Origin of the sequence: Rhodothermus marinus (genome assembly GCF_009936275.1) — a bacterium.
Classification (GTDB): Bacteria; Bacteroidota; Rhodothermia; order Rhodothermales; family Rhodothermaceae; genus Rhodothermus; species Rhodothermus marinus_A.
The window spans coordinates 2562375-2574339 of record NZ_AP019797.1 but is presented as its reverse complement, the minus strand read 5'-3'; the positions used below and the strand labels follow the sequence as shown (position 1 = coordinate 2574339).

Annotated in this window: 8 protein-coding genes; 6 read left to right on the top strand and 2 right to left on the bottom strand. The window is 64.4% G+C overall.

Annotation, left to right across the window (positions count from 1 at the left end):
• Positions 1 to 9: 9 nt before the first annotated feature.
• Positions 10 to 684, bottom strand: coding sequence for a ribulose-phosphate 3-epimerase (gene rpe / locus GYH26_RS11155; RefSeq protein WP_161541714.1), 675 nt, complete (start codon positions 682 to 684; stop codon positions 10 to 12).
• A gap of 3 nt (positions 685 to 687) precedes the next feature.
• Complete coding sequence (nuoH, locus tag GYH26_RS11150; protein ID WP_161541713.1) at positions 688 to 1713, bottom strand: NADH-quinone oxidoreductase subunit NuoH; 1026 nt, start codon at positions 1711 to 1713, stop codon at positions 688 to 690.
• A gap of 204 nt (positions 1714 to 1917) precedes the next feature.
• Here nuoH and GYH26_RS11145 point away from each other — a divergent pair, with 204 nt between their 5' ends.
• The 6 genes from GYH26_RS11145 (at position 1918) to GYH26_RS11120 (ending at position 11924) form a co-directional block, all read left to right on the top strand.
• The gene (locus tag GYH26_RS11145; protein WP_161541712.1) at positions 1918 to 4641 is read left to right on the top strand and encodes an alpha/beta fold hydrolase; all 2724 of its coding nucleotides are present in this window, start codon (positions 1918 to 1920) and stop codon (positions 4639 to 4641) included.
• Between the two features lie 206 nt (positions 4642 to 4847).
• On the top strand, positions 4848 to 8081 hold the full coding sequence (gene ileS / locus GYH26_RS11140) for an isoleucine--tRNA ligase (RefSeq protein ID WP_161541711.1): 3234 nt from the start codon (positions 4848 to 4850) through the stop codon (positions 8079 to 8081).
• 67 nt (positions 8082 to 8148) lie between these two features.
• On the top strand, positions 8149 to 8598 hold the full coding sequence (locus GYH26_RS11135; RefSeq protein ID WP_161541710.1) for a TraR/DksA C4-type zinc finger protein: 450 nt from the start codon (positions 8149 to 8151) through the stop codon (positions 8596 to 8598).
• A 28-nt stretch (positions 8599 to 8626) separates the two neighbouring features.
• Positions 8627 to 9208, top strand: a complete 582-nt coding sequence (gene lspA, locus GYH26_RS11130; protein WP_161541709.1) for a signal peptidase II — start codon at positions 8627 to 8629, stop codon at positions 9206 to 9208.
• 75 nt (positions 9209 to 9283) lie between these two features.
• Positions 9284 to 11089: a translation elongation factor 4 gene (lepA, locus tag GYH26_RS11125; protein WP_012844537.1), complete on the top strand. Its 1806-nt coding sequence runs from the start codon at positions 9284 to 9286 to the stop codon at positions 11087 to 11089.
• A 4-nt stretch (positions 11090 to 11093) separates the two neighbouring features.
• The gene (locus GYH26_RS11120; RefSeq protein ID WP_161541708.1) at positions 11094 to 11924 is read left to right on the top strand and encodes a hypothetical protein; all 831 of its coding nucleotides are present in this window, start codon (positions 11094 to 11096) and stop codon (positions 11922 to 11924) included.
• Positions 11925 to 11965: the final 41 nt, after the last annotated feature.

Below are 11965 nucleotides of genomic sequence, written 5' to 3'. Positions count from 1 at the left end.
GCGTGGGCCTCAGGCCTCCAGCAGCAACGCCTGGCGGAAGGCCGCCACGTTCTGGGCGATGGATGCGTGGCGGTTGAAGATGGCGCTTCCGGCCACGATCACCGTGGCGCCGGCCCGCACCACCTCGGCCACGTTGTGCGGATAGATGCCGCCGTCCACTTCGATGTAGGCGTGCGAACCGATAGCGTTCAGCATACGGCGCAGGCGCTGCACCTTCGTCGTGCTGGAGGGGATGTATTCCTGACCGCCGAAGCCGGGATCGACGGTCATCACCAGAATCAGATCGGCCAGCGGCAGCACCTCCTCCAGGGCCGAAAGGGGCGTGGCCGGGTTGAGCGCCACGCCGACCTTTTTGCCGAGGCAGCGAATCTGATCCAGCGCCCGGTGCAGATGCGGCGTGGCCTCCACGTGGACGGTCAGGTTGTCGGCCCCGGCGTGGGCAAAGTCTTCCAGGAAGCGTTCGGGCCGCTCCACCATCAGGTGCACGTCGAGCACGGCGCCCAGCTCATCGGCCAGCGGGCGAAGCGCCTCGACCACCAGCGGCCCCATCGTGATGTTCGGCACGAAGTGGCCGTCCATCACGTCGATATGGATCCAGTCGGCGCCGGCCTCCAGCGCTTCCCGGCATTGCTCGCCCAGCCGGGCAAAGTCGGCCGACAGGATGGAGGGCGCCAGGATCACCATGGATCACGAAAACAGGGCCACGCCGAGGGCAATCAGGATCACGTTCGCCAGCCCGATGGGCAGCAGGTATTTCCAGCCCAGCGTCATGAGCTGGTTGTATTTGAAGCGCGGGAAGGTCCAGCGCACCCAGATGTACAGGAAGGCGAAGAAGCTCGTCTTGGCCAGCAGCGACAGGAACTGCAGCAGGCCCAGCAGCACGCTCCCTTCCAGCGCGGGGAAGGCTTTGAGCAACAGCGGCTCGAACGGCACCAGATACCCGCCGAAAAAGAGCGTCGCAATCACGAACGAGGCGACGAACAGGTTCACGTACTCGGCCAGGAAAAACATGCCGAACTTCATCCCGCTGTACTCGGTGTGGTAACCACCGACCAGCTCCTGCTCGGCCTCGGGCAGGTCGAACGGCAGCCGGTTCGTCTCGGCGAAGGCCGTGACGATGAAGATCAGCGCGCCGATCGGGTTCGTGAACACGTGCCAGCCAAGGATGGCCCACCCGTCGCGCTGGGCTTCGACGATGGCGCTCACGTTCAACGAGCCGGCCTGCAGGATCACCGAGAGCACGGCCGTGCCCATGGCCAGCTCGTAAGAGATCATCTGGGCCGAAGAGCGCAGTCCGCCCAGCAGCGAGTACTTGCTGTTCGAGCTCCAGCCCGCCAGCGTGATGCCGTAAACGCTGATCGAGGTGAGCGCCAGAATGGCCAGCACCCCCACGTCGATGTCGGCGATCACCACGCCCCGCGCAAACGGGATGAGCGCTGGCACCGTCATCGCGATCGTCACCATGATGGTGGGCGCCAGCGCATGGATGAAGCGGTTGGCCTGGGCCGGGATGATGTCTTCCTTGAAGAGCAGCTTGACCACGTCGGCGAACGGCTGCAGAAACCCGGCGGGACCGACGCGGTTGGGACCCGGCCGGTGCTGGATGAAGCCGGAAATTTTGCGTTCGGCGTACACCAGCACCGACGCCGTCAGCAGCATGGCGTTGATGATCAGGAAAGCGATTAGCGCGGTCCAGTACAGCGGCAGGTCCATTGTATGGCGGCGGGTTGTTTGCCTGTTGCTTTCCGGTCGGGAAAACCGTAACGTCAGAAAGTACACCGCCGAAGCCCAGTTGTGCAACTGCTGGCGCAATTCGTGAGGCTTCGGCGGAGGTTTTGAGCGAGAATTCAACGGTGTAACCCGGCCGACTCGCTTCCGTAGACACTTGCGACCTGTTTCACCAGACCCGATAGGCTCATGTCTCGCTGGTTGTTTTTGATCTGCATGCTGGGGCTCGCCGCGACGCTGCAGGCGCAGGTGCCCCCACGACCGTATCTGGACCAGTTGCCGCCGCTGCTGGACCGCGAACTGTTCTTCGGCGATCCGGAAATCTCCGGGGCGCAGCTCTCACCGGACGGCCGCTGGCTGACCTTCCTCAAGCCTTACAACGGCGTCCGCAACATCTGGATCAAAGGCATCGACGAGCCCTTCGAGGCCGCCCGACCGCTGACGGCCGACGAGCGGCCCGTGCCCGGCTACTTCTGGAGCGAAGACAGCCGCTACGTGCTGTACGTGCAGGACAAGGGCGGCAACGAAGACTTTCACGTTTATGCCGTCGATCCCACGCTTCCGCCCGATCCTGAAACGGGCGTGCCGCCGGCGCGTGACCTGACGCCCTACGAGAACACGCGGGCCGTCATCTACGCGGTGCCCGAGGCCACGCCCGGGCAGATTCTGGTGGGGCTGAACGACCGAGACCCGCGCTGGCACGACGTGTACCGGATCGATCTGGCCACCGGCGAACGTACGCTCGTGCTCAAGAACGAGCAGGAGCTGGCCGGCTTCACGTTCGACCTGGAAGGCCGTCTTCGGCTGGCCACGCGCATTGCCGAAGACGGCAGCACGGAAATCCTCCGGGTGGACGGCGACTCGCTGACGCCGGTCTATACCTGCTCGGTGGAGGAGTCCTGCAGTCCACTTCGCTTCCATAAAGACGGCCGCCACGTCTATCTGATTACAAACCGGGGCGATCGGGACCTGACTGAACTGGTGCGCTTCGATCCGGAAACCGGCGAAGAAACGTTCGTGGAACGCGATCCGGAAGGTGAGGTGGACTTCGGCGGGGCGGCGTTTTCGGATCGGACGGAAGAACTGATCGCCACCTACTACGTGGGCGACCGGCTCCGGATCTATCCGAAGACCGAGGAACTGGCGCAGGATCTGGAATTTCTCAGGTCGCAGCTTCCGGAAGGGGAGCTGTATCCGGGCTCGACCACCGAAGACGAACGGCTGATGCTGGTGACGGTGCAGCGCGACGTGGATCCGGGTGCCGTGTACCTGTACGACCGGCAGCAGCGTCGGGTGGAGCTGCTCTACCGGAGCCGGCCGGAGCTTCCGAGCGAGCACCTGGCGCCCATGAAAGCCATTCGCTACCGGGCACGTGATGGCGTCGAGATTCCGGCTTACCTGACCCTCCCGAAGGGCGTCGAGCCGCGGGGTCTGTCGGCCGTGGTGCTGGTGCACGGTGGTCCGTGGTCGCGCGACATGTGGGGCTACGATGCCTTCGCGCAGTTCCTGGCCAACCGGGGCTACGCCGTGCTGCAGCCCAACTTCCGGGGATCGTCCGGCTACGGGAAGGCCTTTCTCAATGCGGGTAACAAGCAGTGGGGTACGGGCGTGATGCAGCACGATGTCACGGACGGCGTGCGTTACCTGATCGAAAGCGGCATTGCCGATCCGAACTACATCGCCATCATGGGCGGCTCCTATGGCGGGTACGCCACGCTGGCCGGACTGACCTTCACGCCCGAGCTGTATGCGGCCGGCGTGTCGATCGTGGGCCCCTCGAACCTGCTCACGCTGCTCAAGACGATTCCGCCCTACTGGGCGGCTGCACGGCGGATTTTCGACACGCGCGTGGGCAATCCGGACGATCCGGCCGACCGGGAGCGGCTGAAAGCCCAGTCGCCGTTCTACCACGCCGACCGCATTCGGGCGCCGCTGCTGGTCATCCAGGGCGCCAACGATCCGCGCGTCAAGAAGACCGAAAGCGACCAGATCGTGGTGGCCGCCCGCGACAACGGCGTAGAAGTGGCCTACATGGTGGCGCCCGACGAAGGGCACGGCTTTCGGGGCGAAATGAACCGACTGGCCATGATCGCCGAGATCGAGCGTTTCCTGGCGCGGCATCTGGGCGGGCGCTATCAGGAGGAGATGAGTCCGGAGCTGGCGGCACACCTGGCCTCGCTCATGGTGGACCCGGCCACGGTGACGCTTCCCGACACGCTGGCGCTGGCCCGGGCGCAGCGCGGGGCCCTTCCGGAAGCAGACGGCGACCGGATCCGCCCCCTCAAACTACGCTACGAGACCACCATTCAGGTGCAGGGTCAGACCTTCACGCTCGGCTCGGAGCGTACGGTGCAGGCGGTGGAGCTGGAAGGCCGCCCGGCGTGGATGATCGTCGATCACGTGCGCATGCCCATGGGCGAGACCGCCGACACGTCGTGGGTGGATCGGCGTACGCTCCGGCCCATCCGACGTGCGGCGCGGGGTATGGGCACGCTGGTGTTGACCTATGCGGACGAGCGGATCACCGGCCGGATGCAGTCGCCGATGGGAGCGATGGCGATCGATAAGGAACTGGACGCACCGGTTGTAGGAGACGGCGGGGCGTTCGATCTGTACGTGGCCGGGCTTCCGCTGACGGAAGGCTACGAGGCGACGCTTCGCATATTCAATCCGCAGCAGCAGGAGGTGCGGCCCGTGAAGCTGCAGGTGACCGGCACGCAGACGGTCGAGACCCCGGCCGGTACGTTCGAAGTGTACGTGGTGCGTCTGGAGATGCTCGACGGTGGGCCGGGCAGCGGTACGATGCACGTACTCCGCGAGGCGCCGCACTTCAGCGTACTGACCGAGCAGCAGCTTCCGGCCCAGATGGGCGGCGGCACGGCCGTCACCCGGCTGGTTGTGCTGGAACAGTAGCGCCATGTCAATCCCGACAAAAAAGGGCGACCGGTGGTCGCCCTTTTTTGTCGGGGAGGTCCCTGTCAAACAGCGTGAGTGGCCGCGCAGGGTTGTGTTTCTCCTGCATTCTTAACGGGCCGGGGGCACGCGCGGCGACGGAATTGCGTATTTTTGAGGGATTCCTGAACGCGCAGACCAAGCAGTCAACGTCGGTACCGATAGGCATGAAGCGCTTTAAGCAGGTTGAGCAGTTTCGGCATCCGGAGATCGAGCACGAAGTCCTGCGCTGGTGGAAAGAGCGCCAGATCTTTCCGCGGAGCATTGCGCAGCGGGAAAACGGACCTACCTTCTCTTTCTACGAAGGGCCGCCCACGGCCAACGGCAAGCCCGGCATCCATCACGTCCTGGCCCGGACGATCAAGGATATCTTCTGTCGCTACAAGACCATGAAGGGCTTCCGCGTGGAGCGGAAGGCGGGCTGGGACACGCACGGGCTGCCCGTGGAGATCGAGGTTGAAAAGGAGCTGGGCCTGGAAGGACGGGCGCAGGTGGAGGCATTCGGTATCGAAAAGTACAATGCGGCCTGCCGCCGGAGCGTGCTGCGCTACAAGGAACTCTGGGACCAGCTCACGGAGCGGATCGGCTACTGGGTGGATCTCGAACACCCGTACATCACGTTCGAAAACACCTATATCGAAACCGTCTGGTGGCTGATCAAGCAGATCTACGAGAAAGGGCTGCTCTACAAGGGCTACAAGATCCAGTGGTACAGCCCGGGCTCCGGCACGGTGCTCTCCTCGCACGAGGTGAGCCTTGGCTACAGGGAAGTGGACGACCCCAGCGCGTACGTGCGCTTCCCGGTACTGGGGGCCGAACGCACCTACCTGCTGGCCTGGACGACGACGCCCTGGACGCTCATCTCGAACGTGGCACTGGCCGTCGGGGCCGACATCACCTACGTCAAGGTGCGCCGTGAAGACCCGGAACGGGGCACCGAGTACCTGATCCTGGCGCAGGATCGACTGGACGTGCTGCGGGACGAGTCGGTCGAGGTGGTCGAGACCTTCCCGGGCCGGGCGCTGGTCGGCACGCGCTACGAGCCGCTGTTTCCGTACTTCAAGGATCGCTTCAAGGAAGGGGAAGCCTGGCGGGTCATCGCGGCCGACTTCGTCTCGACCGAGGAAGGGACGGGCATCGTGCACATGGCGCCGGCCTTCGGTGCCGAGGACTACGAGGCCGCCCAGAAGGAAGGGTTGCCCATGATCAATCCGATCACACCCGAGGGCACCTTCACCGACGAGGCGCCGTTGGTGGCCGGCCTGTGGTTCAAGGACGCCGACAAGGTCATTCTGCGTGATCTGCGACAGCGCGGGCTGCTCTTTCGCCAGGAAACCTACCGGCACAACTACCCGCACGACTGGCGCAAGGGCACGCCGCTCATGAATTATCCGGTCGAGAGCTGGTTCATCCGGACCACGGCCGTCAAAGACCGGATGATCGAACTGAACCAGACGATTCACTGGCACCCGCCGTCGATCGGAGAGGGACGCTTCGGCGAGTGGCTGCGCAACAACGTGGACTGGGCGCTGAGCCGCCAGCGTTACTGGGGCACACCGCTCCCCATCTGGCAGAGCGACCGCAATCCGGACTACATCGAGGTCATCGGTTCGATTGAAGAGCTCCGGCAGAAGCTGGGCGGCACGTTTCCGCCCGAGGCCTACAACCCGGAGACCGGCGAGCTGGACCTGCACCGGCCTTTTGTGGACCGGCTCACCTGGCCGGCGCCCGACGGTGGCACAATGCGCCGCGTGCCCGACCTGATCGACGTCTGGTTCGACTCGGGCGCGATGCCCTTCGCCCAGTGGCACTACCCGTTCGAGAACCAGGAAGCCTTCCGGCGCACCTTCCCGGCCGACTTCATTGCAGAAGGCGTCGATCAGACGCGCGGCTGGTTCTACACGCTGCACGCCATCGCCACGATGGTGATGGACAGCGTGGCCTTCCGGCACGTGGTGGTCAACGGCCTGGTGCTCGACGAGAAAGGTGAGAAGATGTCCAAGTCGAAGGGCAACGTGGTCGATCCCTTCGACGTGGTCGAGCGCTACGGGGCCGATCCGGTGCGCTGGTACATGATCAGTAACGCGCCGCCGTGGGAGAACATCCGCTTTTCGGAGCGCGAGCTGGAGGCCACGCGGCGTCGCTTCTTCAACACGCTGGAGAACGTCTACGCCTTTTTCGCCACGTATGCGAACGTGGACGGCTTCGTCTATCCCGCCGAGCGCATGCCCGTCGGCGAACGCACCGAGCTGGACCGCTGGATCATCAGCCGGCTCAACAGCACGCTGGCCGAGGTGGAGGCGGCCTACGAGGACTATCACCCGACACGGGCGGCGCGGGCCATCGAACGCTTTGTGGACGAGCTGTCGAACTGGTACATCCGGCGTTCGCGGCGGCGCTTCTGGAGCGCCCGTACGGGCGAGCAGGAGAACGAGCGCGACAAGCAGGCCGCCTACCAGACCGTCTACGAATGCCTGGAGACCACGGCGCTGATGATGGCGCCCATCGCGCCGTTCTTCAGCGAGTGGCTCTACCGGGCGCTTCAGGAAGGCAGCGAGGTGAAGGGGCCTGAGTCGGTGCACCTGGCCGACTTCCCGAAGGTGGACCAGTCGGTGATCGATTCGGTGCTGGAACAGCGCATGGCGCTGGCGCGGACGATCGTCTCGATCGTGCTTGCGTTGCGCAACCAGGCCCGGATCAACGTCCGGCAGCCGCTCCCCCGCATTCTGGTGGTGACGGGCACCGGCGTCGATCGCGAGGTGGTCGAGTCGGTGCGGCCGCTCATCCTCGAAGAGGTCAACGTCAAGGACATCGAGTACGTCGAGGGCACCAGTCGTGTGGTGCGCCGCACGGCCAAGCCGAACTATCCCCGGCTGGGGAAGCAGCTGGGCAAGCTCATGAAAGGCGTGGCCGCCCGCGTGGCCCAGCTCACGGAGGAGGAGATCGATCGGTACCTTCGGGAAGGGAAGCTGGTGCTGGAGGTGGACGGCCAGCAGGTGGAACTGGGTCCCGAAGATCTGGAGATCAAGAGCGAAGGGATCGAAGGCTGGCTCGTGGGTCAGGAAGACGGCGTGACCGTGGCGCTCGACACGAACCGGACCGAGGAACTGCTTCTGGAAGGGCTGGCCCGCGAGGCCATCAACCGCATCCAGAATCTGCGCAAAAAGGCCGGATTCGAGGTGACCGACCGCATCGTGGTCAGCTACCGGGCCGAAGGACAACTGGCGCGTGCGCTGGAGCGGCACGCCGACTGGGTCCGGAACGAGACGCTGGCCGTAGCGTTGCAACCGTCCGAGCAGCCTACGGGCACCCACGTAGAGACGTTCGACATCGATGGGGAGACCTTCACGGTAGGCGTACAACGCGTGCCGGTAGCGACCACCACAGGACAGCAGGCCTGATTTCCTGCCTGCTGCCTTTGTTTTTTAGAGCTTTTGGGAGGCGGTAACATCAAGTTCGGCAGGTACTATGGCGGAAAAGTACGAGCAGGAGCACAACGCCACGCCGAATCCGGAGGCGTCGGCGCAGGAAGCCGCGGAGCCTGTGCGTCGGACTCCGTTCACGGACGAAGAGCTGGAATACTTCCGGCAGTTGATTCTGGAGAAGCGCCGGCAGGCGGTGGAGGACATCGAGCGCATGAAGGCGCAACTGGAAGATGCGCGCGAGCAGGGCGGCACCGACACCGCCTACAGCTTCCACATGGCCGACGCCGGCACCGATGCCATGGAGCGCGAAAAACTCTTCCTGATGATCGCCCGCCAGCAGAAGTACATCAGCCATCTGGACCGGGCGCTCGAGCGCATCAAGAACAAGACCTATGGCATCTGCAAGGTGACCGGCAAGCCCATTCCCCGTGAGCGCCTGGAGGCGGTGCCGCACACGGAGGTCTCGATCGAGGCCAAGCTGAAAAAGAAATAAACCGCTTCCGGTGCGCCGGGTCGATCTCATGCGCATGCTCTGGGTCACGCTGCTGGTGGTACTGGTGGACCAGCTCACGAAAGTGCTGGTGGTCCAGACCATGTACCCCGGCCAGTCCATTCCTGTGATCGACGACTGGCTCAAGCTCACCTACACGGAGAATCCCGGCATGGCTTTCGGACTGTCGTTCGGACCGCCGGGAACCGTGGCGGTGCTGGCCATCGTGGCCACGGTGCTGATCGCCTGGTACCTTTACCGCATTCGAGACGGCTACGCCCCGTACCGGGCCAGTCTGGCCGTGATCCTGGGCGGGGCGCTGGGCAACATCATCGATCGCCTCTTTTATGGCTTGCTGTACGGCTACGCCGGGTTTTTCCACGGGCGCGTGGTCGATTTCATCCACGTGGATCTCTGGCGTGGCTACCTGCCTGAGTTCATCCCTTTCATCGGCGGGGCCTACGTGGCCCTTTTCCCCATCTGGAACGTGGCCGACATGGCCATCGTGATCGGCGTGGTGGGCCTGCTGCTCTTCCAGAAAGAGTTCCATCGCCGCCAGCAGGCGGCCGTTATGGCGGCAACCGCCTCGGAACAGCCCGTCGAGGAATCCTGAGCGGGCGGAACCCGGAGATTCCGGGCGGTATATCAGCGCTGCATTCCGAAAGCTCTGTGTGGTGACGTGCAGGCTATGGCTTCGTATCGCGACCGGATTCGAAATTTCTGTATCATTGCCCATATCGACCACGGCAAGAGCACGCTGGCCGATCGGCTCCTTGAATTGACCGGCACGCTCTCGGAGCGGGAGCTGAAGGACCAGGTGCTCGACAGCATGGATCTGGAGCGCGAGCGCGGGATCACGATCAAAAGCCATGCGATCCGCATGAAGTACCGCGCGCGCGACGGGGAGGAGTACATCCTGAATCTGATCGATACGCCCGGACACGTCGATTTTACCTACGAGGTGTCGCGGGCGCTCAAGGCCTGTGAAGGGGCCATCCTGGTGGTCGATGCCTCCCAGGGTATCGAAGCCCAGACCATCTCGAACCTGTACCTGGCGCTCGGGCACGACCTGGAGATCATTCCGGTGCTGAACAAGGTCGATCTACCCAACGCCCGACCCGACGAGGTGGCGCAGTCGATCGAAGAGCTGATCGGCGAGCCGGCCGAGGACATTCTGCGCATCAGCGCGAAGACGGGCGAGGGCGTGCCCGAGCTGCTGGAGCGCATCGTGCAGCGCATTCCGCCGCCCAAGGGCGACCCGGAGGCGCCGCTGCGGGCGCTCGTGTTCGACTCGGTCTTCGACACCTACCGCGGGGCCGTCGTCTACGTGCGCGTCTTCGAAGGCACGCTGAAGACCGGCGAGCGCATCCGCTTCATGTCGAACGGCCGCGAGTACGTGGCCGAAGAGATCGGCATTCTGCGGCTGGAGCGGCAACCGGTGGAAATGCTCCGGGCCGGCGAGGTGGGCTACGTGATCGGCTCGATCAAAGACATCCGTTCGGCCCGCGTGGGCGATACGATCACGCACGCGCACCGTCCGGCCAGCGAGCCGATTCCGGGCTTCCGACAGGTCAAGCCCATGGTCTTCAGCGGCGTCTTTCCAACCAATCCGGAGCAGTACGAGGAGCTGCGGGCATCGCTGGAAAAACTTCAGCTGAACGACGCCTCGCTGACCTTTACGCCCGAGACGTCGGCTGCGCTGGGCTTCGGCTTCCGCATCGGCTTTCTGGGGCTGCTGCACATGGAGATCGTCCAGGAGCGCCTTGAGCGCGAGTTCGGCCTGGACATCATCACCACCGTGCCGAACGTCGAATATCAAGTGGTGCTGCGCTCCGGCGAGGTGATCACGGTGGACAACCCCAGCGAGATGCCCGACGCCGGCAAAATCGCCGAGATCCGGGAGCCTTACGTGCGGGCCGACATCATCACACCCACCGAGTACATCGGCCCGCTGATGCAGCTCTGTCAGGATCGGCGCGGCGTCTATCGCAACCAGGTGTATCTGGATCGCACGCGCGTCAACCTGCAGTACGAGCTACCGCTGGCCGAGATCATCTTCGACTTTTACGACAAGCTCAAAAGCGTCAGCCGCGGCTACGCGTCGTTCGACTACGAGATCCTGGACTACCGGCCCAGCGATCTGGTGCGGCTGGACATTCTGATCAACGGCGAGCCGGTCGATGCGCTTTCGACGATCGTGCACCGGAGCAAGGCCTACGAGGTGGGGCGGAAGCTGACGCAGAAGCTGCGCGAGCTGATTCCGCGGCAGCTTTTCGACGTGGCGATCCAGGCGGCCATCGGTTCCCGCGTGATCGCCCGTGAGACGATCAAGGCGCTCCGCAAGGACGTGACGGCCAAATGCTACGGCGGCGACGTCACCCGGAAGCGCAAGCTGCTGGAGCGCCAGAAGGAAGGCAAGAAGCGCATGAAGCAGGTGGGGCGCGTCGAGGTGCCCCAGGAGGCCTTTCTGGCCGTACTTTCGGTGGGAGACTGACGCGATGACCCGAAGCCCGACAGGCTACGGCAGGTGGTGGGGGTGGCTGCTCGGCCTGCTGCTGGTCGGACCGGCCGTGGCTCAGGACGGCGTCATCGAACACCTGCTGCACCGCATTCAGGCGCAGCGGGCGCTGGTGTGGAGCTACCGCACCGCCTGGCTGCAGCAGCAGGCCGTCGAATGGGCCACCATGCTGCCGCCGCGTCCTCCCGAGCCGCTTCCGCTGGCGCTCTATGAGCGGTATCCGGCCCTGGGCCGTCTGGTGGCCCAGGCAATGCCTCGGGAAGAACCGGCCCCGGCTTTTGTACTGGAAAGCTGGCGCGTGGTGCGGCGCTTCGAGCAGCGCTGGTTCCAGCGGCGCTTCGGGCAGGACGGCTGGGCCTATCTGGGCAGCAACAGCTGGACGCCGCTGGATACGCTGCGCACACCGGAGCTACGCGCCCGCCTGCAGGCGCACTTCGGCGATCCGACCCGCACCCTGGCTGAAGTGGACCTTGAGCAACGACGACCGCGCGACGAGTACATCCAGTTCGAGTACTGGCTGGTGCTCAACGATTCGATTCCGTTCCGGATCATGGATGTGAACGGTCCTTTCGAGCGCGGGATTGTCGTGGCCAGTGCCCCGCGCTACCGGAACCAGCTCTGGGCGATCCGGCAGGCCCTGCTGGGACGCCTGATTGCCGAGCCCCGTCGCGCACCGTTTGTGGACTACTACTACCAGCGCGAGACCGATACCTGGTACCTGACCGGCTTCGACGGCCGAACGTTTTTCCTGGAGCCCATTCGACGGCCCCTGATGATTCCAGGGCGGCCGCGCCTGTCGGATACCGATTGAACCGGAGACGGTTTGTAGCGTTTTCCCGACGTTGTTCTGAC